Source organism: Mucilaginibacter sp. P2_D11, assembly GCF_056404435.1.
On record NZ_JBFUEA010000003.1, the window covers coordinates 337,821 to 359,806 of the forward strand.

The following is a 21,986-nucleotide window of genomic DNA, read 5'->3' on the forward strand; positions in this document are numbered from 1 at the left end:
GTTTAGGCTATTGAATTCTCTTAGCTTGCCGGGGCTATGGTGTCCGTTACATCGGTATCGGTAGCTTTAGCCGCCTCACCCGGGGGATTGGTGTTTTTGTTCGCAATCTCCGCAGTTATATCGCCCGTTTTCAGGTGCAAATCCCGCTGGGGGAAAGGTATCTCTATACCTTCCCTGGCAAAGGTTGTGTAAATGTCGGTCAGAATGTGGCTCTTAAGCGATAGCCAGGTGGTAATATCAGCTGCCCAAAACAGCAGTCGGAAATCTACCGAACTTTCGTTTAAATTATGCACGAAAACGAGTGGCGCCGGGTCTTCCATGATGTCTGTCCGGTTGCATAGCAAATTGTTCAATGTGTTTTTTACTTTCTCAATATCCGAACCATAGGCCACGCCGATGATAAGCTCGATGCGGCGGTTGCTGTTGCTCAGCGTCCAGTTAATCACATGGTGCGATATCAGGTCGCCATTTGGGATAATTACTTCCGCACCATCGCTGGTGGCAATTTTACTGCTGCGGATACCGATTTCCATAATGGTGCCGCTACGCCCATCCACTTCAATGATGTCGCCTATTTGTATTGGCTTCTCGAAGGCCAGTATCAATCCCGATACCAGGTTGTTCACAATGTTTTGCAAGCCAAAGCCGATACCGATTCCGAAAGCACTGATGATAATGGTTATTTTATCCAGCGGAAACCCTGAGGCGGTGATGGCAAGTAAAAAGCCCACGGCAAATACTGCCAGTTTGATGAGCAGGGTAGAGGTGCGGTTTTTCTTTTTCAGGATGTCGATGTCGCTACCGCTTTTGCCGGCCACATCGTACAAATAGCTGATTATTTTGGCCACTACGGAAGATAACCATAGCACCGCAATAAACACGATGATACTCTGGAATGTAAATTGGGTATTGGTGCCGCCAAGGCTGCGGCTTTGGGTTAAAAAGTTTTTGATGTATGTGAAGACGGCATCTTCCACACTGAGGTTTTGCGTAAGCATAATTAACCAAAGCAGGCCGGCTAGTACAGTTAAAATACTGCGGAATTTAGTTTGCAGCATTTTGAAATCTATAAACGAGCTGAGGCTATTGCTGTTTTTATTGGCTTCCAGCTGCAGGAAAAGGCTCTGCATAATAATTTGCACCAGGTAATACATGCCGAGGGCCAGCCAAAGATTATAAACCGCGGTTACGCCCAGGATTTTTGAAAGGGTAACCCGCCCGAAAATATTGCACAATGCCGATGATACAAGCAGGATAGTAAATATGCGCAGGATAATTTGGGTATAAGGCAGGTAATCTTCGGGTGCTTTTTTCACGATACGGTAAAACCGCTGCGTTACGAACGTAGTGATCAATGCCAACAGCAATACAATAACCCTATCGGTATTGCTCACTTCTACAAACAAGTTGCTGAAACTATAAACTACTGTAAGGCAGAATAATATAGCTAAATACCTGAATAGCTGTTGCGGACAGGTTTTTTTCACCAGGTAAAGAATTGAACCGGTTAATACGGTGAAAAAAATCTCCAGCACTACTACTGGTGGGTGGTCATAAAAATTGGGTACGATGGCAAAAGCCACTATCATGGCCGAAGCTATAGGGTAGATCGATGCGTACTTAGCGTGGCTCAAAATCGTATGCGGCGATTCTTTTATCCTTAGCAATTTGCGGCGGTTGGTGTATATCCAAATGTAAAACAGTACCAAAACCAGCACGCCGGCAAAATGGATAAATGGGTCGCGGGCGATAAAAAACCCGAGTAGGCGCATATTCATATTCACCGTTTTAGTGAGCGCGGTTTTAAAGGTGCTCTCGGTGTTCCGGTCCATCTCCCAAATACTATTGTTCTCGTCAGACAGGGCGGAGATGCTAAACTCCCTTATCTTCAGATCTATCTGGTCGCGCAGGTCTATCAACGCTATATATACCGCTGCGGTACGGTTTTGCAGCAACCCTATTTTAAGTAGCAGCGTTTTATTGGTGGCATCCAGCTTTTTATGCTTGCCATCAATGGCTATCTTTTGTTTCAGGAAAGAGGTGGCCAAACCGCTATCTGCCGGCATTATCTTCAATGAAGAGTCTTTAGCCATCAACGCCAGTTCGTTTTGGTTTTGTACCAGTTTGGCATTGATATCGGTAAGGCGTTCCTGCCAGGTATCCAATTGGTCGTCGCTGCGTGTAAGTATGTCGCGTATGGCGTACAGGTAGCGCAGGGTGCTGCTGCGGTCGTTGTCTATTAGCGTTTTTATTAGTGTTACCCGCTTTTCGAACGCCGGTAGTTTTTGGCTGATGTCAATCGTATCTATATTCCTAGACAGGCTGGTTTTTATCTGGTTGAAAGCGGACGTATAGTACTCTATCTTTTGAAGTAAGGTATTTACGGATGTGTCGGACTTTTTGAAGCTCCGCATCATCGAATCGCGCTTTAGGATAGATTGGCGTAGTGAATCACGGACGCTCAGCTTCCTGCCTTTTTTGGAGGACTGCTGAGCAAAACCACTCCCCGTAAATAACGTAAATATGAATAGGAGGAGAGCGGCTATTTTGAGGACTTTATTCATGGGAAGGGCTAAGCATACGCAATGTGGTAACACCAACCAGGCCAAAACGTTTTAATTATTTGAGCTTAAGCCAGTAGCATACTCTCGATAGCCAGCCGGTAGGAGTGCATGCCGAAGCCGGCTATAACGCCGCGGCAATTGCTGGCCAGCATAGAGGTGTGCCTGAATTCTTCGCGCTTGTAAACGTTGGAGATGTGCACTTCTATCACCGGTGTAGTAATGGCTGCAATGGCATCGGCAATGGCGATGGAGGTATGGGTATAAGCCCCTGCATTAATCACGATGCCATCGGCAGTAAAACCAACCTCATGTAGTTTGTTGATAATTTCGCCCTCTACGTTACTTTGGTAATAACTTATGTTGATGTTTGTAAAATGTTTTTGCAATTCGGTTAAATAATCCTCAAAGCTGGCGCTGCCGTAAATAGATTTTTCGCGTACGCCAAGCAGGTTTAAATTTGGGCCGTTTATAATTTGTATATTCATTTGTTTCAAACTTAGGCATAAATCATCAAAACTAAAATCTATTGGACCGGGCCATCGCAATAAAAGGATTTAAGGCTTATCTCAAGCTCGAGCGAAGCTTATCGTCTAACTCCATAGAAGCTTATACAGATGATTTAGGTAAGCTGTATCAATATGCTGATTTACAGGAAGTAAAAAAAGAACTTAAAGATTTTTCTTTACACGATTTGCGTGGATTTATTGCCTGGGTAAACGAGTTGGGCATGATACCCTCCAGTCAGGCACGTATTATTTCGGGCATTAAAGCCTTCTATAAATACCTGTTGATGGAGGACTATATCAAAGTCAATCCATCTGAATTGCTGGAGACGCCAAGGATACGGCGCAAGCTGCCGGACACCTTAAGCCTGGAAGAAATAAACCTGATGATTGGCGCCATCGACCTGTCGAAACCCGAAGGTCCGCGTAATAAAGCAATACTCGAGGTGCTTTACGGCTGCGGCCTGCGCGTATCAGAACTTACCGAACTGAGGCTGTCGAACCTTCATCCCGAGATAGAATTTATAAAAGTAACGGGCAAGGGCAGCAAGGAGCGGCTTGTACCAATAGGTGGCGAGGCCATTCGCGCCCTAAAAATTTGGAATGAACTTATACGCGTGCACATACCCATAAAAAAGGGGGAGGAAGATATAGTGTTCCTCAACCGCCGCGGCAAACGGCTAAGCCGCGTTTATGTCTTCATGATGATAAAAGAATTGGCGGCATCCATCGGCTTAAAGAAAACCATCAGCCCACACACCTTCCGCCATTCGTTTGCCACGCATCTGGTTGAGCGCGGAGCCGACCTGCGCGCCGTGCAGGAAATGCTGGGCCATGAAAGCATTACCACTACGGAGATTTACACGCACCTGGACAGGCAATACCTCAAAACCGTTATTACCGATTTCCATCCGCGCAACTAAGCTTACTCGCCAACCTTTTGCTGGTCGGGTACTTCGTTTGGCCCGGGGATATTTGCATCGTCGCCATCAGCGGTGCCTTCCTGGTAACTTACTTCCGCTTCATCTTTGTTGCCACTATCTTCTTTACTATCCTTTTGTGGTCCGGTGTTTTCTGTATCCGACCGCCCGGTAGTTGCAGCATCCGCCACCTGTGCATAATTGGACTGGCCAAGTTGGTTAGCATCTTTGAAATTATTGTTTTCGGGATGCTCATCAGATGGCTCTGTGCGGCTCATATAACCATTGTTATTGCCAACCAACTGCGAAGGGTTGTTCTTATCATCGCCCGATGGGGTATTGCTGTTATGGCCGAAACGCTGCCCTCCCGCAGGCGAACCTTCCATGCCGGGCTCACGGCCGTTTTTTGCCTCGTCTTCGCCACCAAAGAGAAATGAACGTTTCAGGTCTTTTTCCTCAAGGTTGTCGTCGTCTTTTACCTCGTAAGCAGTTGACTCGGTATTTTGATTTAGTTCCATTTTGTTTATAGATTGATGTTTATAATAAAGGGTTGAGAAATGGATTTGTTTGTATTTTTTAATTAGTAGTTAATTAACAGCAGTCTAATATGCCTTGATTAAAAATTGAATGACCACGAATTTCTTCGAATTCAATTGAATTAGTGAGAATTCGCGTTCTTTCAATTAGTTTTGCCTCAACCAATTATTTACCATGAATAAAATAGTGAGCGGTGCCGATGAGGCCATCCGCGATATTGAAGACGGCCACACGCTGATGCTCGGCGGCTTCGGAATGTGCGGCCTACCCGAAAAATGCATTCTAGCCCTCGTGAAAAAAGGCGTAAAAAATCTTACCTGCATATCCAACAATGCCGGGGTGGACGATTTTGGCATAGGCCTCTTGCTGCACCAGCGGCAAGTAAAAAAGATGATATCCTCTTACGTGGGCGAGAACGCCATATTCGAACAGCAATTATTGAGCGGCGAGTTGGAAGTAGAGCTGATTCCGCAAGGCACTTTAGCTACGCGCTGCATGGCGGCAGGCTACGGCATGCCAGCTATTTTTACTCCGGCAGGCATCGGTACCGAAGTTGCTATAGGCAAAGAAATACGGAATTTCAACGGCAAGGATTACCTGATGGAGATGGCTTTCGATGCCGATTTTGCCATCGTAAAAGCGTGGAAAGGTGATAGGATGGGCAACCTGGTGTACCGCTCTACCGCCCGAAACTTTAACCCCGTGATGGCCATGGCCGGCAAAATAACCATCGCCGAAGTAGAAGAACTGGTAGAGCCGGGAGAATTGGACCCCGATCATATCCATACACCGGGTATATATGTGCACAGGATTTTCCAGGGAGAGGATTACGAAAAACGTATTGAACAACGCACCGTTCGTAAACGGGATAATTAACGACCATAACCCACCACGTCATTGCGAGTGAAGCGCGGCAACCTTCGGCACACTGGTCGGACCAGCAAAGCCGCTCTGCTTGCCGGGGATTGCCTCGAGCCTCGCAATGACGTGATTAAGAATATAATCATGTTAGATAAAACAGGAATAGCGAAACGCATTGCAAAAGAAATAAAAGACGGTTACTACGTAAACCTGGGCATTGGCATACCTACGCTGGTGGCCAATTACATCCCGGAGAATATTGACGTGGTACTGCAGTCGGAAAACGGGTTGCTGGGCATGGGGCCATTCCCCTGGGAAGGCGAGGAGGACCCGGATGTAATCAACGCCGGCAAACAAACCATTACCATGCTGCCCGGCTCTGCTGTGTTCGATTCGGCGATGAGCTTTGGTATGATACGCTCCAAAAAGGTAAATCTAACCATATTGGGTGCGATGGAAGTATCCGAAAACGGCGACATTGCCAACTGGAAAATTCCCGGCAAAATGGTGAAAGGCATGGGCGGCGCTATGGACCTTGTAGCATCGGCCGAAAATATCATCGTGGCCATGCAGCATGTAAACAAAGCAGGCGAATCGAAATTATTACCAAACTGCACCCTGCCCTTAACCGGCGTAAACTGCGTGAAAAAAATAGTAACCGAACTGGCTGTGCTTGATGTTTTGCCCGAAGGCGGCTTTAAACTGCTCGAAAGAGCCCCCGGCGTAAGCGTGGAAGACATTATTAAAGCTACCGCGGGGAAATTGGTGATTGACGGCGAGATACCGGAGATGGTGCTATAAGTGAAAACGCCCCGTCGCCATAACTTTACAGCGTTCCAACCTTAAAACCTTTCAACAACCGCAACAATGCACTACGCAATATGTACCTACGGCACCAGGGGCGATGTACAGCCCTATATCGCACTGGCTTTGGGGCTGATAGGCAGGGGGCATACCGTTACATTATTGGCCCCTGAAAATTTTAAAGATTTCATAGAAAGCTATGGCGTTGATTTTTACCCCCTCCACGGCGATGCGGAGGCGATCCTTCAATCCGAAGAAGGGCAGCGGGTGTTAAAAACCGGCAACATCGTGGCTATCCTAAAGTATATGCAAAAGGCCGGCCGTGAGATACAGCCTATCGTAAACCGCGATATGTTATCCGGTTGTGCTAAAGCTGATGTTTTAATATCGAGCGTATTGGCGGTGATATGGGTACGCACCATTGCCGAAAAGCTTGGTAAAAAATGGGGCCTGGTACAGCTGAACCCGCCATCGGCACCAACAAAAGAATTTCCGTTTGCGGGGCTGGCGTTCATCAATTGGGCGCCTTATAACCGGTTTACGTACTGGCTGCTTGGCAAATTGTACTGGCAATTCAATAAGGACGACCTGAATAAATTCCGGGCCTCGCTCGGTTTGGCAGCCGTAACGCCGGCCGATATGAAAAACGACGCGGCAGCGAATCACCTGGACCTTTATGCATTCAGCCCGCAACTGATACGCCAACCTGCCGACTGGAACAGTAACACCCGTATTACAGGTTTCCTTACCCTGCCACCCAAAATCAGGGAAGCCAATAAAGCCGAAACACTGCCAGCCGGATTGGAGGATTGGCTTCAACACCCGGAGAAGCCTGTATATATTGGTTTCGGCAGCATGCCCGTGCCCGATGTGGATAAGATAACGGCGATATTGCAGGAGATAACCCAATCCACAAACCTGCGCATTTTGTTTTGCAAGGGCTGGTCGCAAATACCCAAACTACAAAGCCACCCTAACTTATTCGTGGTGGATAAAATCAACCACCAATGGCTGCTGCCGCAATGCAAAGCAGCCGTAATACATGGCGGGGCGGGCACATTAGCAGCCGTTTTAAAAGCAAAAATCCCGGTAATCATCTCCTCCGTATTTGGCGACCAGGTGTGGTGGGGCGATATCATCCAAAAGAAAAAACTTGGTTTCCATATCCCTTTCAAACAATTGACGGCAGATAAATTGATCAAGGCTATCATGCAGAGCCAGTCGGAAGAGATGAAACACAATGCCACCGAAACAGGAGAGGCCATCAACCAGGAAAACGGACTCAACACCGCGCTAAATGCGATAGAGGATTACTTTAATAGTACCCGCCAAAACCAGCGGTCTTAACTTTTTAACCTTAAAACATTCCAGCCTTTCAACAACTTCTTCAATCTTCCAACTTTACAACACCAAACATTCCCTTTATCTTTACCGCATGAACCATTTGATAGCTCCTTCCATTTTGGCTGCCGATTTTGGCAACCTGCAGCGCGATGTTGAGATGATGAACAACAGCCAGGCCGACTGGATGCATTTCGATGTTATGGACGGCATGTTTGTGCCCAATATCTCGTTTGGCTTCCCCTTGTTAAAGACGGTGAAAAAATATGCTACGAAGCCTATCGACGTGCACCTGATGATTGTAGACCCGGATCGCTACCTTAAGGCTTTCGCAGAGGAAGGCGCGTATAGCATTACCGTACATTACGAAGCCTGCCCGCATTTGCACCGCACCGTGCAGGCCATTAAAGAGCTGGGCTGCAAGGCATCGGTAGCCATAAACCCGCATACGCCCGTTATGCTGCTAAAAGATATTATTGCCCAGTTGGATATGGTGCTGGTGATGAGTGTAAATCCGGGCTTTGGCGCGCAGAAGTTTATCCAGCATAGCTATACCAAAATAGCCGAAGTAAAAGAGCTGAGCCAATACTGCAACCCCAAATTGCTGATTGAGGTTGATGGGGGAGTAGATATCACGAATGCCGCCAAATTACTTAAAGCGGGCGCTAATGTGCTGGTAGCCGGCAATTCGGTGTTTTCGGCAGTTGACCAGGCAGAAGCAATTGCTAAGCTTAAACAGGCTGGCATTTAATGCGTAACATTTGCCTGCCCAACTTGTCTTATGTCAACTATTTCTAAAAATTATAAAAAATGTCTACAGGCTTTGTAGGAATTATTAACTTCGGCACTTCAAATTACAAAGTTGATAATCAAACATCAGCATAAATTAAACTCATAATATGAAACACAATTTCGGTGCCGGCCCCGGCATATTACCACACGAAGTGTTAAAACAGGCTGCAGCAGCAGTTATTGATTTTAACGGTACAGGTTTGTCTTTGCTCGAAATTTCGCACCGATCGTCGGAGTTCGAAGCTGTGTTGGACGAAGCTGTTAAGCTGGTAAAAGAGCTTTTCGAGGTTCCTGCAGGGTATTCGGTATTGTTTTTACAGGGCGGTGCCAGCACGCAGTTTGCTTTGGCACCCTACAACCTGCTGCCCGAAGGTGGCAAGGCAGCCTACCTGGAAACGGGCGTTTGGGCAAACAAGGCGCTAAAAGAAGCCAAGTTTTTTGGCGAGGTACAGGTAGTTGCAACCTCAAAAGAAAGCAACTTTACCTACATCCCTAAAGATTACGAAATACCTGCCGATGCAGCTTACTTCCACATTACCTCAAACAATACCATCTACGGTACACAGTTGAAGCAGTTCCCTAAATCGCCTATACCGGTAGTTTGCGATATGTCGTCGGATATTTTCAGCCGTAAGGTAAACGTTGCCGATTTTGGTGTGATATACGCCGGCGCGCAAAAAAACATGGGCCCTGCCGGTGTTACTTTGGTAATTGTTAAAGATGACCTATTGGGCAAAACCGGCCGCAAAATACCGGCTATGTTTAACTACCAAGTACAGATAGAGGGTGGCTCGATGTACAACACGCCGCCATGCTTCGCTATCTACGTATCGATGTTGACCCTGAACTGGTTGAAAGCTAAAGGCGGTGTAGAAGCCATAGAAAAAGAGAACGATGCCAAAGCACGCGTACTTTACGAAGAAATAGACCGCAACCCGTTCTTTAAAGCTGTTGCAGCTACAGAAGACCGCTCGCATATGAACGTTTGCTTTGTTGCTGCTAACCCCGAGCACGAAAAACCTTTCCTGAAACTTTGCGACGAAAAAGGCATCGTTGGCTTAAAAGGTCACCGCAGCGTAGGCGGTTTCCGCGCATCTATTTATAACGCATTGCCTATCACCAGCGTTTACGTGTTGATAGACGCTATGCAAGAGTTTGCTGAAAAGAATAAATAACGAACTGTCATTAATCATTGAGTCATTGGGTCATTTTTGATGGCAATGACTCAATGACTCAATGACCCAATGATATAAAACCATGATCAAAATACTAGCCAATGACGGCATCGACCCGATAGGCAAAAAAATGTTAGAAGACGCGGGCTTTTTTGTTGAGACCAACAACATCCCGCAGGATGAACTGCCTGTTCGTTTACAGGAGTTTGATGCGATTACCGTGCGCAGTGCCACTAAAGTGCGTAAAGCCCTTATAGATGACTGCCCTAATCTTAAACTGATTGGCCGCGGTGGCGTAGGCGTTGACAACATCGACGTGGAATACGCTAAAGAAAAAGGTATCGGCGTTTACAATACACCTGCATCTTCATCTTTGTCTGTTGCCGAATTAGTAGTTGCGCAATTGTTTACAGGTGTACGCTTTTTGCACGATAGCAACCGCAAAATGCCTGTTGAAGGTGGTGCTAAATTCAACGACCTAAAAAAGGCTTATGCTAAAGGTATTGAATTGCGTGGCAAAACACTGGGTATTGTAGGCTTTGGCCGCATAGGCCGCGAGGTGGCAAAAATTGCTATCGGCATTGGTATGGATGTTATTGCTTACGATCTTTTCCCTTTCAACCCCGAAGTGGAGATTGTTTTGGGTACCGGCGGCACCAAGGTTAACGTAACTGTTAAAACATCAACCCTCGATGAAATCATCAAAACAGCCGACTTCATTACCCTGCATACACCATTTATTGATAAAGCCCTTATTGGTGCCGAAGAACTGGCGCAGATGAAAAAAGGCGTTAAACTGATCAATATCTCACGCGGTGGTTTAATTGATGAATTGGCATTGATTGAAGCATTGAACAGTGGTCAGGTATCATACGCAGCATTAGATGTATTTGATAACGAACCAAACCCTCGTGTAGAGGTTTTAGCCCATCCAAAAATTTCGCTTACTCCGCACATCGGAGCGGCTACCAACGAAGCGCAGGAGCGCATTGGTGTAGAGCTTGCAAGCTTGATTATCGGGCATTTTAACAAGTAACAAGCCGTTTTAATAGTTTTCAACGCCTCTTGTCAAAAGCAAGGGGCGTTTTTGTTACGACCGAACCCAATCTTGTCGAGCGGCCAGTGCTGGGTTTGCGCAGGGGGACTGCGAGGAACTACCTCTTGAGCGATAGCGAAAAATTTTGTAAGAACAGCCGGCGATTAAGCAAGTTTTCATTGCATTGTGCAATTGCATATCCGACAAGAACTTTTCACTTCGTTCAAGAGATAGTTCTCCCTCGTACCTTTTGTTCGAATGACCACAGTTTTTAATTTTCCATTCTTTTGTGAAGCTTCCCCCTCATTTGCGTAACTTGCAATAACCTACTACATGCCAATGAGAATCATCCCGCCACCCAAACCCGGCGAATACCCGTCTTATGCCGAAATGTATATGAAGCTGATACCAACCGATGGGATGGTGCTGAAATACCTGCAGAACAACTTTTACCGCGTGAAGGACCTGATATACTCGCTGCCTCCGGAACACTTGCTGTACCGCTACGCACCCGGCAAATGGAGCATCAAAGAAACGTTGGTTCATATTATTGATGATGAGCGCATCTTTGCTTACCGGGCCCTGCGTTTCGCCCGTAATGAACAGCAAAACCTTATCGGTTTCGACCAGGATAGCTACGCAAAATATTCGGGGGCTGATAAGCGCGAGCTTGACAATATCTTCGATGAGTACGAGGCTGTGCGCCAGGCAACTATTGCGCTATTCAACGGCCTGCCTGTGGAAGCCTTCGATAGGATGGGGCATGGCACGGGTACCTTTAACGACGCTACCGTGCGTGCACTGGCCTACCACATAGCCGGGCACGAAATGCACCATTATTTTTTAATAAAAGATAAATATTTGAAGATGTAGCCTGGCCGACTGCGCCAAGCGCGTACCCCCAATCTGCTAACCTTGCCTTCAGGCTTTGATATGATTCGCTTTGTTGTAAAGGTCTTTTAAAGTTTGTATCAGCAACTCCACGTTTAAGGGCTTGGAGATGTAGCCATCCATACCTGCTTTGAAGCAGTTGTCGCGGTCTTCCGTAAGTGCGTTGGCTGTCATAGCCATTATCATGGTTTTTAGGCCGTATATCTTGCGGATGAGGCGGGTTGCTTCCAGCCCGTCGATATTAGGCATTTGCACATCCATCAATATAATATCGTAATATTTCTTGCTCATCAGGGCCATTACCTCCTCGCCATCATTCGCCAAATCGGGCTGATAGCCCAGCTTATTCAATATCCTGATAATCAGTTTCTGGTTCATAAGGTTATCTTCTGCAATCAGCATCCTGAATGGATAATCGAGCGCGAAGCTTTCCGATAACAGGTTTTTCTTTTTCTCTACCAGCTGCAGGGTATCTTTCCTTAATTCGGACTGTACCACATCAAACAAAACCTGCTGTTTTACCGGCTTGGTGAGTACGGCGTTGAAAAGTGTGGGGTGCAGTTTCTTGCTTTCGTTGCCTATTGAGCTTAGCAAAACGATGGGTTGTGTGCCCGGTATGGTTCTTATGAGTGTTGCCAGCTGTACGCCGTCCATATCGGGCATTTGCATATCGGTGATAACCAGGTCAATCTTATTATCGGTTTTCAATATCCTCAGTGCCTCCTGGCCCGATGATATAGCGATAACAATCATTTTCAGTTTTTCCAACTGTTTTTTCAGGATGCGCAGGTTGGTAGGGTTATCGTCTATAATCAGCACCTGTTTGCCAAAGCAAGCCTTTTGGTTTTCGTCCTCGGTTTCGGTAAGCCGCGCTATTGCTTTTGTGCAGCGTATATCAAATGTAAAGGTACTGCCATGGCCTTGCTTGCTTTCGGCCTTTATGTGGCCTCCCATCAGCTTCACCAGGCGCTCGCTGATCACAAGGCCAAGCCCGCTGCCGCCATATTTGCGGGTGATGGATGAGTCTACCTGGTTAAATGGCTTAAACAGGTGATCAAAGTGTTCCTGAGCAATACCTATGCCGGTGTCCTTCACCGCAAATTTAACCTGGTAGGCGTCCTTATCCAGCGCCGTAGCGGTAATGTCTACATATACCTCGCCCTTGTGTGTGAATTTAATGGCATTGCCTATAAGGTTTATCAATACCTGGCGTAACCGAGTGCTATCGCAGTTGATGTAGGCGGGCACGTCTTCTGCAATATGGTAAACCAGATCCAACCCAATCTGCGCGGTTTTAGAGGCGAAAAGCTCAAAGATATCTTCGATACATTTGCGCAATTCAAAATCGTGATCGTCAAGGTCAAGGTGACCTGATTCTATTTTAGAGAAATCAAGGATATCGTTGATTACCGTAAGTAACGATTCTCCACTGTTCAGTATTGCATCGTTATACTCGCGCTGTTCGCTATCCAGATTGGTTTCTGATAACAGCGTGGCCATGCCCAGCACACCATTCATGGGTGTGCGTATCTCATGGCTCATGGTAGCTAAAAAGGTGCTTTTGGCCATGTTGGCTTTGTCGGCCTCTTCGTGTGCTTTTTCTGCCTGTACTTTTTGCCTGTACAATTCTTCAGACTGTGCCAGCATCTCTTCCGACTGGGCTTGTAGCTCATTAGCCTGTACCTGCAATTCGTGGTTAAGGGCTTGAAGGTGTCCCGATTGCTCGCTCAATTGCTCCGTACGATCATTAACGAGCATCTCCAGCCTCAGTTTTTGCTTTTGCATGAAGTTGAACCTCAAAATGTAACCAATGTATATCAAGGCTAAAAATACCGTTACGGTTGCTGTACGAAACCACCAGGTCATCCAAAAGGGGGGCGATATCACTATTTTAAGCGTGGTGGGCGTATCGTTCCAAACCCCATCGTTATTGGCGGCTTTTACCATGAAAGTGTAGGTGCCCGGATCCAGGTTAGTGTAGGTTGCGTTGCGGGTGTTTTCTACCTGCCGCCATTCGGTGTCGAAGCCATCCAATTTATAGGCATACAGGTTCCGCTGCGGAATGGTATAATCGAGCGCCGAAAATTCGATGGTGAAAACCGACTGCGAATACGACAATATTGCCTCCTTTGCAGTAAGAATGCTTTGCTTTATAGGCGAACCTGCCGCATGTATTTGCACCGGTTTATTGAATAGCTCAAAGCCGCTGAGCACAACCGTAGGTTTGTTGCGGTTGAAATTGAGCTTGCGAGGATCGATAATAACGAACCCATTGATGCCACCCATGGCAATTTGCCCATCAGCCAGTTTGGTTCCGCTCCCGAAGTTGAACTCGAGGCTTTTGAGGCCGTTATGCTCGCCGAAATTCTTGGTCGTCTTATTCGCAGGATTGAAACGCGTTACACCCTTTAGGCTGCTTAGCCATAAGTTGCCCGCCCCATCCTCGGCTATGTAATTGATAGTGTTGCTGGCCAAACCATCCGCCTCAGTGTAATTTTGTATCTGCCTGGTGCGGTAATCGTAGCAATTAAGGCCTCCGTCCATAGTGCCTATCCACATATGCCCCTTGCTATCCTCATAAAAGTAGCTGATGATATTGCTGTTAAGGTCGCTGTTGCCGCTGTTGATGTGCCTAAATTTGCCCGTTGCGGGCGTGTAAACGGATATACCGTTAGAATACCCACCCATCCAAATATCGCCCGCCTTATCTTCATATAAGGCTTCGATGGTGGGGTCGGCAAGGGAGTTTGCGTTTTTCGGGTCGTTGATGATTTTTTTAAAGATCTCCGTCTTCGGGTCGAACACGTTTACTCCGCCATGGTCCGTGCCAACCCAGATGTTCCCTTTCCTATCCTCCAGCATTGCGTATATTCCCGGGCTGTTCATGTTGCCGGGGTTTGTGCCGATGCTGTAGTTTTTGAAAGTTTTGGTTTTAAGGTCGAAACGATCCAGCCCAACGCTGTAGGTACCCACCCAAACCGACGTGTTAGCCCTATTGATGAGTATACATGAGGTATAGTTGGTGGAAATGGTTTTGCTTGCCGCGTTGTTGTGGCTGTATTGCGTGTATTTGCTGGTTGCGCGGTCGAAATAATGGAGTCCGGCATCTGTTGCCATGTACAGGTTGTTTTGCTTATCTGCTGCAATGCCCCTGATGATATTGCCTACCGAAGGATTATTGGAGCCCGATGATTTGTAGGCAGGGAAAATATTGATGTTTTTATCGTATTTTAATATGCCAACGCTGCTGGTGCCTATCCATAGGGTGTTCTGCTTATCTATCAGCAACGAATAGATGCCATCATCGGGCATATTGTTGGCCTCCGTAGTGGGCTGGTTGATATCTACAAAGGCCTTTTTCTCCACATCGAATAATTGCAGGGTAGTATTGGTGCCCACCCAAACCTTGCCATGTTGGTCTGCCGCGATGGCATAGATAGGGTTTTTGCCGTTTATGGTGTGTTCGTCGGCATCGTTATCGTAGGTGCTGAAGGTCGAATCTGCGTTATGGTAAAGGTTGAGGCCCTCGTTGGTAGCAACCCACAGGTTGTGGTGTTCATCTTCGGTAATGGAGTTGATGATATTGTTGCCTATGCTTGTTTTATTCCGGCTATTGTGCAAAAAATTCCTGAAGGTACCATCATGGCTGTTGAACAGGCTTAGTCCGCCATCTGTACCCACCCACAGCCTGCCATGGCTGTCTTCAAAAACTACGAATACATTCTGGCTCGGTAGGCTGTTTGCATTCCCGGCCACATGGTAATATCGTTTAAATTGGTTGGTTTTGGCAACGTACAAGTTAAGGCCCTCGGGCGTGCCGGCCCATATACGTTGTTTGCTGTCTTTATATACGCAGGTGATGTTGTTGGTGCTAATGCTGCCTTTATTGGCGGCATCATACTTGTAATTGATGAACCAATCGTTAAGCCTATCGTATTTGCTAAGGCCGCCAATACGGGTTGCTACCCATATATTGCGTTCAGCATCTTCGCAAACCGACAAAATATTGTTTGCAGCAAGGCTTTTAGGGTTGCCGGCAGCGTGCTTATAAACCGTGAATTTGTAGCCATCGTACTTATTAAGCCCATCCTGCGTGCCAAACCATATAAAACCGTAACTATCCTGGTAAATGCATTGGATAGAGTTTTGCGAGATGCTGTTAGAGCTGTAAACATTAGTAAGCTTTTGGCCAAGGTTTTGCGCAGGAGCGGGTGCTATGTGCGTGTATATGAGGGCTAACAAGGCTACTAAACGTTTTATGCGCATTCGTGTGATTGAGGGAGAGTTTAATTATACGCAAAATTTGTTTAAAAGTTCAATAAATGCCTTTTATTTCAATTTAACGCTAACGATACAACAACGACAACAAGCGTGTACATCTGCACGAACGGTGCACGCGGGTTGGTTTTTTAGGGATTGGATAGGGGCGAACATAACAAGCCCGGGCCTGGCAATAGTACATTTATACTATTTTGAGTGCTTTTACCGCTAATGCCCTAATCGAAAAAAAATATTTGAGCTAAGTTTTTGCAAATGAATTTGTTAGGATATCAGCTGTAAATTCTTTCAAAAAAAGTTTTGTAACTTGATTTAAAATCCTACTTTTGCACACCCAATCAGGGACGGGATGTAGCGTAGCCCGGTATCGCGCCACATTTGGGATGTGGAGGCCGCAGGTTCGAATCCTGCCATCCCGACAGAAAGCGATACCAAAAAGAATCAAAACCCTGTAAATCATCTGATTTACAGGGTTTTGTGCTTTATAGCCCTCCCTCAAATCATCAAAAAAACGCATAGTTTCTCAACCTGTTTGCTACCAAACCGCACACCTAAAAATTATTTTTAGTTTTGAGGTATGCGAAAGTGATGTAATTAACTGTTATACAGCATATTACAAGCATTCAAAAATGCTTGATTTTGCTTGTTTTTACATCGTTTTGCGCCCTTTTTGAGTCAGTTTAACACACCTAAAAATTAAATGAAACTCAATTAAAATCAAATGATATGAAAACAACAAACAGTTTTGGGATATATTTTAACCTAAGAGCAGACAAAGAAAAGGGAGGCAGCGCCCCAATTTACGTAGGTATTACGGTGAACGGTGAAAAGTCATTAATGGCCCTCCAGGAGAGGATCAGCATTAAATGCTGGGATTTGAAGAAAGGAATGGGAAAAAATAGTACTGCAGAAGGCAAAAAGATAAACGCCTACCTGGAACAGGTTAGGCAGGCTATTACGGATTGCTATAAGGACTTGCAGCTGCAAAGAAAGGTAATCACCGTAGAATCGGTTAAAGGGGCCTTTTTACGAACAGGTAGCGACGAACATACCCTGGCAGACATTGCGGCTTACCATAATGAAATGTCAGTTGGGGTGCTTGCTGATGGGACTATGAAAAACTATTATACTACGCAAAAGTATGTGGAAGAGTTTGTCAAAACAAATCATAAGAGAAAGACATATTTCCTCTCAGAACTCAATTATAAATTTATTCAGGACTTTGAAACCTTCCTCCGTAGGCGCGAACCAGTAGACCATCAAAAGCCGCTAACTAATAACGGTATTATGAAACACCTGGAACGGTTTCGCAAGATGATTAATTTGGCATATAGGCTGGAATGGATACATCGTGACCCGTTCGAGAAATTCCAGCTGAAGTTTAACCATATAGAGAAAGAATTTCTCACCGCTGATGAATTAGCCGCGCTGGAAAAAAAGCAATTGACTCTTCCACGCTTAAGTGGAGTCAGGGACATTTTTGTTTTTTGCTGCTACACTGGCCTGGCTTACGTCGACGTATCGAATCTGACGCCTGAACATATTGTCAAAGGGGTGGACGGCAACCTTTGGATAAAAACATCCCGTCAAAAAACCACCGTTCCGGTAAATGTTCCGCTTTTGGACCAGGCCAAAGCAATCATGGACCGTTATAAAGCCAATGTACGTGCTAAGGCTAATGGCACGATCTTCCCTGTGATTACTAATCAGAAAATGAATAGTTATCTGAAAGAGTTGGCGGAGCGTTGCGATATTACCAAAGTGTTGACTTTTCACATTGCACGGCACACTTTTGCGACAACAGTAACTTTACTAAACGGGGTACCAATGGAAACGGTGAGCAAATTGCTTGGGCATACTACTATGCGTTCTACGCAAGTGTATGCGAAAGTGATTGAAAAGAAAGTAAGTGAAGATATGGCGTTGTTAAATCAAAAACTGAGTGGGTAGCCATTTGCAGCACATCCGTAAAGCAAAAGAAGGCTATGGTAGCTTGGAGATGATTTGACAGCTGGGTTGAGATGGTAGGCATTTTTCAAGCCTTGTCTACCGGGCAATCTGTTTCGGAGCAGGCGAAGAAAGTGGTTGCCCGGCGCGGTATATTTAATACGCTGAGCGTTTTTCCCTTGCCCTCTCATCTAATTCGGAAAACCCGTAAAGTTTAATTTTGACGGTTTTCATAGCTCTTTTTAAACAGGGGGATTTCTCCCCCTGTTTGCATTAATTGAGTGTCAGGGCATCTGCACCGTAAAGGACAAAATTTTGGCAAAGGTCAAAAGCGACCTGCGCACGTTGCTTGCCTGTGCCGTCCATGATGGATTTGAATTTGGCTTCTTCGTCCCTGTACTTGCGGACGTTCTGAAAATAACCTGTTATGGCATTGTATGCGCCGAATATCGTCCCGGCTGTGGTTTGCATTTGCTGTGTCGGGCTGGACTGGCTGTACTTCATAACGCTGTCTACCATATTTTTATAGGTTGCAGACAGGTTGTCGATTGCGCCGTCTTTCAGGTTCTTTAGAACCTCTTTATTAGGGCACATCGCAATCTCTACCAATTGCTTCACCTCTTTATCGCTGATACGGACTTTTGCCCAATGGTTGAAAATCCTTTCCAACTCTGCGCCGAGTGAGCATGTGATGCCCATCAAGGTATGCGCCTGTTTCAGCCTGTCGTTGGCATTCGCGGTGTGGCGGATTTTTATAGCATTCGTATGGTTCCTTAAAGCAGCGTTTAAGGTGTTATTGCAAACGATACGAATAGGCGTAAAGGCTGCGGTGATACTTCCAAAACCGTCGTGCGAAGTGGTCAGGAACAAATATTGTTCGATCAGATCAGCGTTGCCTACCCGGATATAGCCCGGTAATTTTGCGGTTATGAAAATACGCTCACCTTTACCCAAAGCACCGGCGGTCTCGTATTGAATACCATCGACACCGCCGACAATAGCGTCGAAAAACGTAAAGGCGTCAACGTTTTGCACGACTTCGTAGTCTTTTCCTACTACGCCCAATACTGCGTTGTTATCATTTCGTACAGTAGCGAAATATCCAGGTACCCCCATTTTCGGGATAGCCAGCCCGGTATCGATTTCTGACAAATCATTGTTTAAGTTGTTGGTAAACAGCGGGCGTTTTTCAACTTCATAATTAAGCCCTGCGTATCTAATTGCCTCTGCACTGGTCGGGTATTTATCTACAATCTGGCCCAACCCGTGCCATGCTCTTTCCTTAACGCTAAAGAAGCTATGCTTTTCTGTTTGCTCGTTGTAATTAAGATGGTGTGCCATGTTATATTTTTTGATGACGGCACCCATAGCGGGTACCGTCAGGTTGTGAAATCGTTTAATTAAAATGGCAGGTCGTCGTCGTCTGCGCCTGTTGATTTTACTGTTGATTTGGTGTCCTGCCTTTCAAGATTATTGTTTGCAGATTTACCAAGCAATTTAATGGTGCCGACATTACAGGCCAGGTTCGCCATCGCTTCGCCATCCTGTTTCTTCCATGCCCTTGCCTCGACACGCCCGAAGATTTCGACGATAACCCCTTTTTTAAGGTATTCTGCCAAACCTGGGTTCACCCAATACGAGCATTCCACATAGGTGGTAATTTCCTTCTTTTCACCGTCTTTGGTTTTAAAACGGTCGTTTATCGCCACTGTGAAACCAGTTACTTTCCTGTCGCCTTTGACATTCCTGACCACTGCATCGGCGGTCAATCTTCCTGAGAATAACATAAATTAAGTATTTAATGAATTAATAAATTGTTTTGCTTTTCCCTTTCGCCCGCTTGCCCTTAGTTATTTTTCAAAGAAAAAACGGTAAAAAAGAAAGTCCAGAAATGCGTGGCACAGGCGGGAGGGGAGAACTATAAGTCCCGGAGGGTGGCCGCAGCAAAGCGAAGGACATTATGCGTTCGTACAGCAAGCCGCCACGAAATTGGACGCGTCTTTTGTCCGGTTTTCTTGAAAAGAACCTTTTCAACCGTTACTTTCCGTAAATCATCGGGTAGAATACCTGATGATTCTAATTTGTAGGCCGAACGGCTTTTGCAGCAAAGCAAAAATGCCATCGGCACCGTTAGGGATTAGAGTGGCATCCTGCGCAGCAGATATAACGGAAAGCCCGGCGCGCCGCCAGGCGGGCAACGGCAAAATTTTATAGTTCACCAGTTTGCTTACTAAGCTTCGCCTTATCGATGACCAATAAGCCTCTGAACTTTATTTTGAACATGCTTGCTGCCGCGTCTAATTGAATGATAAATGCTTTTTCCTGGTTGTAAAATAGGGCTGGTAATTTCAAGTTATTACGGCAAAGTAGTATTACGGCTGCGCCTGCGTCGAGCGTCATTCTCATCAGCGAGGTTATGTCGGGAAGCCCGCCCTTATTCGTAGCAAGTTCGCTCGTGGCTAATAATTCATCTCTGTTATTGAGCATGATCAAATGGTATTGAAGCGACTTATCAGTGGTAAAGTAGCGCGATATAAATTGTTCGATTGATTCGTCGTCTGCAAGGCACACTGGTTGGCCGGGTCGTAAACTTCGCTTGCCTAGTTCGAGCGCTGCTAACAGGGTTATGGCTTTCACTTCGCCGATGCCATTGACCTTGGAAATATCTTTGACGTTCAAGTTGCGGAGATTAAACAGGTTATTGCCCAGGTGATCCATTAATGACTTGCAAATAGCGGCCAGCGGAAATGTTTTTGATCCTGAACCGAGGATGATTGCAATCAATTCGGCATTGGGCATTGTGTTTGCGCCAAATTTGAGCAACCGTTCTCTTGGACGGTCAGCTACTGGCAGGTCCTTGATGTTGGTTACTTCCGTTTCCATAATTAACAGCTGATGCCATGGTTTCCGGTTGCATGCCTGGTGAGCAGCATGGTCAAGGCTTCTACAAAGAAGGCAAGGTCGTCCTCGAACAAGATGATGTGGGTACGTTTGTACGTGTGGTTCCCGTTTTGTTGCCGGTTAGTAATCTGGAGGTAATTGTTCATATTTTTTGCTTTTTTGATGTCGAAAAAATACTGGCTCGTATCGTTGCCAAATCTCTCTGTATCCAGGACGTTGGCAAACATTGTTTTTTTGTTTTCCATTTTCTTTCTGTTTGTTTCGACAAAGTTGCAGGGCGATTTGCGTTTAAAAAGGGATTTAAACGAGTACAAACGTTTCTAATCGTTTCTTATCTACCACTAAAATATTTTCCCCGATTTATATTCGTGACAAGGAGGTATTAAATGGAATCAGTTATAGTGGAGGCTACGGAACGAACGTGTAAGGATTGCGGGGCATCACTCGGGCCGGGTAGGGAAGACCGTCAATACTGCGATAGTAATTGCAAGACAAATTTCAATAATCGGAAACGCAGGGAAGGCCAGCAGGTGCAGGAAGCTCAGGGTGAAGCAAGCGGGCGGCAGAAAATAGGGCAGGCGAGTGTGCCGGAATATATAACCCGTATACAGGAAATTTTGTTGAATAACAGGCGGATATTGGAAAGCCTTTGCAGCCCGGAAAAGCCGGGACGCATCAGGATGCGTGATCTTATCGGTAAGGGTTTTAATTGGAAGTTTTTAACCAGCGAGGCTGAACCGACTACGGCAGGAAGGGTTTACCGGTTTTGTTTTGAGTATGGTTATTATGAAGACAGGGGTTTTGTGATTATCGTTTTCCGCGAGCGGGAAGTGGATTAAAAGCCGGAGTAATCGCCGTCGAAGCGACGGTATGCAATCCCTCCGCTAAATGATCGAGAGTGATGTTGTCGGCACCATCTAGATCTGAGATGGTTCGGGCTACTTTGCGGACACGGTCGTAGGATCGGGTGGGAAGTTTTTGTTTTTCCATGGCCTGGATAAGTAACCCTTGCTCAACTGGTTCCCAAACGGCAGTGGGTTTTTTTTGCTCGTGGGTCATTTGCGCGTTGACGGCACCTGCTGAACAGTAAAATTGGATTTTTCGCGCTTTTATGATGCGTTGCCTGACTGTTTCGCTTGTGCTTTCTATTGTTGCGGAGGATAGATCAGCATATTTTACAGGGTTGACATTCACGTGCAGATCGATGCGGTTAAGCAAAGGGCCGGAGATCTTCAGGGCGTATTTTTGTATCATCAGCCTGCTGCAAGTGCATTTCCGTAATGGCACTTACTGCAGGATAAATGATTAGAAACGTTTATAAACGATTAAGCCCACTTTTCAAACTGGCGCTTTGTGCAACATGGTGGCAAATCATTTTTTTTTGAGTTATCTACCACTTCAAGATTTTTGGATGCGTAAATTTATGATGAGGAACG

Annotated in this window: 20 protein-coding genes and 1 tRNA gene; 11 read left to right on the forward strand and 10 right to left on the reverse strand. The window is 46.0% G+C overall.

What is annotated here, in order from left to right; genetic code table 11:
* Positions 1-20: 20 nt before the first annotated feature.
* Positions 21-2,564, reverse strand: coding sequence for a mechanosensitive ion channel family protein (locus AC1DXC_RS06230; RefSeq protein WP_477458278.1), 2,544 nt, complete (start codon positions 2,562-2,564; stop codon positions 21-23).
* Positions 2,565-2,629: 65 nt separating this feature from the next.
* Positions 2,630-3,049 carry a type II 3-dehydroquinate dehydratase gene (gene aroQ / locus AC1DXC_RS06235; protein WP_477458279.1) on the reverse strand — a complete coding sequence of 140 codons (420 nt, stop codon included), beginning with the start codon at positions 3,047-3,049 and terminating at the stop codon, positions 2,630-2,632.
* Positions 3,050-3,090: 41 nt separating this feature from the next.
* Here aroQ and AC1DXC_RS06240 point away from each other — a divergent pair, with 41 nt between their 5' ends.
* Positions 3,091-3,990, forward strand: a complete 900-nt coding sequence (locus AC1DXC_RS06240; RefSeq protein WP_477458280.1) for a site-specific tyrosine recombinase — start codon at positions 3,091-3,093, stop codon at positions 3,988-3,990.
* 2 nt (positions 3,991-3,992) lie between these two features.
* Here AC1DXC_RS06240 and AC1DXC_RS06245 read toward each other — a convergent pair whose 3' ends face one another.
* The gene (locus AC1DXC_RS06245) at positions 3,993-4,505 is read right to left on the reverse strand and encodes a hypothetical protein (protein WP_477458281.1); all 513 of its coding nucleotides are present in this window, start codon (positions 4,503-4,505) and stop codon (positions 3,993-3,995) included.
* A 193-nt stretch (positions 4,506-4,698) separates the two neighbouring features.
* Between AC1DXC_RS06245 and AC1DXC_RS06250 the strand changes: the two genes are divergently transcribed.
* The 7 genes from AC1DXC_RS06250 to AC1DXC_RS06280 all read left to right on the forward strand — a co-directional run bounded on the left by AC1DXC_RS06250 (position 4,699) and on the right by AC1DXC_RS06280 (position 11,406).
* Entirely contained in the window at positions 4,699-5,400 is a 702-nt protein-coding gene (locus AC1DXC_RS06250) for a CoA transferase subunit A (protein WP_477458282.1), read from the forward strand.
* A 129-nt stretch (positions 5,401-5,529) separates the two neighbouring features.
* Positions 5,530-6,186: a 3-oxoacid CoA-transferase subunit B gene (locus AC1DXC_RS06255; RefSeq protein ID WP_477458283.1), complete on the forward strand. Its 657-nt coding sequence runs from the start codon at positions 5,530-5,532 to the stop codon at positions 6,184-6,186.
* Positions 6,187-6,252: 66 nt separating this feature from the next.
* Positions 6,253-7,536, forward strand: a complete 1,284-nt coding sequence (locus AC1DXC_RS06260) for a glycosyltransferase (RefSeq protein WP_477458284.1) — start codon at positions 6,253-6,255, stop codon at positions 7,534-7,536.
* An 88-nt stretch (positions 7,537-7,624) separates the two neighbouring features.
* Positions 7,625-8,281 (forward strand): ribulose-phosphate 3-epimerase, encoded by a 657-nt coding sequence (rpe, locus tag AC1DXC_RS06265; RefSeq protein ID WP_477458285.1) that lies wholly within the window; start codon positions 7,625-7,627, stop codon positions 8,279-8,281.
* Positions 8,282-8,429: 148 nt separating this feature from the next.
* Positions 8,430-9,497 carry a 3-phosphoserine/phosphohydroxythreonine transaminase gene (serC, locus tag AC1DXC_RS06270; RefSeq protein ID WP_477458286.1) on the forward strand — a complete coding sequence of 356 codons (1,068 nt, stop codon included), beginning with the start codon at positions 8,430-8,432 and terminating at the stop codon, positions 9,495-9,497.
* 82 nt (positions 9,498-9,579) lie between these two features.
* A complete protein-coding gene (locus tag AC1DXC_RS06275; protein WP_477458287.1) occupies positions 9,580-10,533 on the forward strand; it encodes a D-2-hydroxyacid dehydrogenase in 954 nt (317 codons plus the stop codon).
* A 339-nt stretch (positions 10,534-10,872) separates the two neighbouring features.
* Positions 10,873-11,406 carry a DinB family protein gene (locus tag AC1DXC_RS06280; RefSeq protein ID WP_477458288.1) on the forward strand — a complete coding sequence of 178 codons (534 nt, stop codon included), beginning with the start codon at positions 10,873-10,875 and terminating at the stop codon, positions 11,404-11,406.
* A 48-nt stretch (positions 11,407-11,454) separates the two neighbouring features.
* Here the strand turns inward: AC1DXC_RS06280 and AC1DXC_RS06285 are convergent, their stop codons facing one another.
* Positions 11,455-15,690 carry a hybrid sensor histidine kinase/response regulator gene (locus AC1DXC_RS06285; RefSeq protein ID WP_477458289.1) on the reverse strand — a complete coding sequence of 1,412 codons (4,236 nt, stop codon included), beginning with the start codon at positions 15,688-15,690 and terminating at the stop codon, positions 11,455-11,457.
* Positions 15,691-16,047: 357 nt separating this feature from the next.
* On the opposite strand from AC1DXC_RS06285, the gene AC1DXC_RS06290 reads away from it, so the two are divergent.
* Positions 16,048-16,121 (forward strand) — tRNA-Pro (locus AC1DXC_RS06290).
* Between the two features lie 307 nt (positions 16,122-16,428).
* Positions 16,429-17,652: a site-specific integrase gene (locus AC1DXC_RS06295; protein ID WP_477458290.1), complete on the forward strand. Its 1,224-nt coding sequence runs from the start codon at positions 16,429-16,431 to the stop codon at positions 17,650-17,652.
* A gap of 270 nt (positions 17,653-17,922) precedes the next feature.
* Here AC1DXC_RS06295 and AC1DXC_RS06300 read toward each other — a convergent pair whose 3' ends face one another.
* The 5 genes from AC1DXC_RS06300 to AC1DXC_RS06320 form a co-directional block, all read right to left on the reverse strand.
* On the reverse strand, positions 17,923-18,990 hold the full coding sequence (locus tag AC1DXC_RS06300) for a DUF932 domain-containing protein (RefSeq protein WP_477458367.1): 1,068 nt from the start codon (positions 18,988-18,990) through the stop codon (positions 17,923-17,925).
* 59 nt (positions 18,991-19,049) lie between these two features.
* Complete coding sequence (locus AC1DXC_RS06305; RefSeq protein ID WP_477458291.1) at positions 19,050-19,436, reverse strand: single-stranded DNA-binding protein; 387 nt, start codon at positions 19,434-19,436, stop codon at positions 19,050-19,052.
* Positions 19,437-19,700: 264 nt separating this feature from the next.
* Positions 19,701-19,868 carry a hypothetical protein gene (locus AC1DXC_RS06310; RefSeq protein WP_477458292.1) on the reverse strand — a complete coding sequence of 56 codons (168 nt, stop codon included), beginning with the start codon at positions 19,866-19,868 and terminating at the stop codon, positions 19,701-19,703.
* Positions 19,858-20,532 carry a UPF0758 domain-containing protein gene (locus AC1DXC_RS06315; protein ID WP_477458293.1) on the reverse strand — a complete coding sequence of 225 codons (675 nt, stop codon included), beginning with the start codon at positions 20,530-20,532 and terminating at the stop codon, positions 19,858-19,860. Before AC1DXC_RS06315 ends, AC1DXC_RS06310 begins: the two co-directional genes overlap by 11 nt.
* Positions 20,533-20,534: 2 nt before the next feature.
* On the reverse strand, positions 20,535-20,795 hold the full coding sequence (locus AC1DXC_RS06320) for a DUF3276 family protein (RefSeq protein ID WP_477458294.1): 261 nt from the start codon (positions 20,793-20,795) through the stop codon (positions 20,535-20,537).
* Between the two features lie 141 nt (positions 20,796-20,936).
* On the opposite strand from AC1DXC_RS06320, the gene AC1DXC_RS06325 reads away from it, so the two are divergent.
* Entirely contained in the window at positions 20,937-21,389 is a 453-nt protein-coding gene (locus AC1DXC_RS06325) for a hypothetical protein (protein ID WP_477458295.1), read from the forward strand.
* Here AC1DXC_RS06325 and AC1DXC_RS06330 read toward each other — a convergent pair.
* Entirely contained in the window at positions 21,358-21,837 is a 480-nt protein-coding gene (locus AC1DXC_RS06330) for a magnesium chelatase subunit ChlI family protein (protein WP_477458296.1), read from the reverse strand. The two genes, AC1DXC_RS06325 and AC1DXC_RS06330, sit on opposite strands and share 32 nt — an antisense overlap.
* Positions 21,838-21,986: the final 149 nt, after the last annotated feature.

Coding starts and splice junctions, on each gene's coding strand:
- AC1DXC_RS06260 (WP_477458284.1), top strand. CDS start 6,253: ATGCACTACGCAATATGTACCTACGGCACCAGGGGCGATGTACAGCCC.
- AC1DXC_RS06300 (WP_477458367.1), bottom strand. CDS start 18,990: ATGGCACACCATCTTAATTACAACGAGCAAACAGAAAAGCATAGCTTC.
- AC1DXC_RS06285 (WP_477458289.1), bottom strand. CDS start 15,690: ATGCGCATAAAACGTTTAGTAGCCTTGTTAGCCCTCATATACACGCAC.
- AC1DXC_RS06305 (WP_477458291.1), bottom strand. CDS start 19,436: ATGTTATTCTCAGGAAGATTGACCGCCGATGCAGTGGTCAGGAATGTC.
- rpe (WP_477458285.1), top strand. CDS start 7,625: ATGAACCATTTGATAGCTCCTTCCATTTTGGCTGCCGATTTTGGCAAC.
- AC1DXC_RS06250 (WP_477458282.1), top strand. CDS start 4,699: ATGAATAAAATAGTGAGCGGTGCCGATGAGGCCATCCGCGATATTGAA.
- AC1DXC_RS06230 (WP_477458278.1), bottom strand. CDS start 2,564: ATGAATAAAGTCCTCAAAATAGCCGCTCTCCTCCTATTCATATTTACG.
- AC1DXC_RS06325 (WP_477458295.1), top strand. CDS start 20,937: ATGGAATCAGTTATAGTGGAGGCTACGGAACGAACGTGTAAGGATTGC.
- AC1DXC_RS06255 (WP_477458283.1), top strand. CDS start 5,530: ATGTTAGATAAAACAGGAATAGCGAAACGCATTGCAAAAGAAATAAAA.
- AC1DXC_RS06315 (WP_477458293.1), bottom strand. CDS start 20,532: ATGGAAACGGAAGTAACCAACATCAAGGACCTGCCAGTAGCTGACCGT.
- aroQ (WP_477458279.1), bottom strand. CDS start 3,049: ATGAATATACAAATTATAAACGGCCCAAATTTAAACCTGCTTGGCGTA.
- AC1DXC_RS06245 (WP_477458281.1), bottom strand. CDS start 4,505: ATGGAACTAAATCAAAATACCGAGTCAACTGCTTACGAGGTAAAAGAC.
- AC1DXC_RS06275 (WP_477458287.1), top strand. CDS start 9,580: ATGATCAAAATACTAGCCAATGACGGCATCGACCCGATAGGCAAAAAA.
- AC1DXC_RS06280 (WP_477458288.1), top strand. CDS start 10,873: ATGAGAATCATCCCGCCACCCAAACCCGGCGAATACCCGTCTTATGCC.
- AC1DXC_RS06295 (WP_477458290.1), top strand. CDS start 16,429: ATGAAAACAACAAACAGTTTTGGGATATATTTTAACCTAAGAGCAGAC.
- serC (WP_477458286.1), top strand. CDS start 8,430: ATGAAACACAATTTCGGTGCCGGCCCCGGCATATTACCACACGAAGTG.
- AC1DXC_RS06320 (WP_477458294.1), bottom strand. CDS start 20,795: ATGGAAAACAAAAAAACAATGTTTGCCAACGTCCTGGATACAGAGAGA.